General features: G+C 37.5%; 1 protein-coding gene. It reads right to left on the reverse strand.

The window, feature by feature from the left end:
• Nucleotides 1-86 precede the first annotated feature (86 nt).
• Nucleotides 87-236, reverse strand: coding sequence for a hypothetical protein (locus tag SB749_RS20245; RefSeq protein ID WP_410711889.1), 150 nt, complete (start codon nt 234-236; stop codon nt 87-89).
• Nucleotides 237-251: the final 15 nt, after the last annotated feature.

The raw sequence follows: 251 nt of genomic DNA on the forward strand, positions 1-251 counted from the left end.
GTAACCGTGTTCGGATTTTTGCGATTGTCTGATAAATGGCATCTGGAATTTCCACTAACTCCACTTGCTTTTGAAGCTCGTGTAATTCATCGAAAGTTAGGCTCTTTTAACATGGCAATAAACAACTCTTTCTCCCGTATACACTTCACTTCTAATCGAAGCAAAAAGCGAACAAATAACGCTTCTAATCCGTCGTCCTCTTCAATATATTCGTTAGATGAAGCAATTAATGTCATTAATGGACACTGAAT

Origin of the sequence: Brevibacterium sp. SIMBA_078 (assembly GCF_046534565.1) — a bacterium.
Lineage (GTDB): Bacteria > Actinomycetota > Actinomycetes > Actinomycetales > Brevibacteriaceae > Brevibacterium.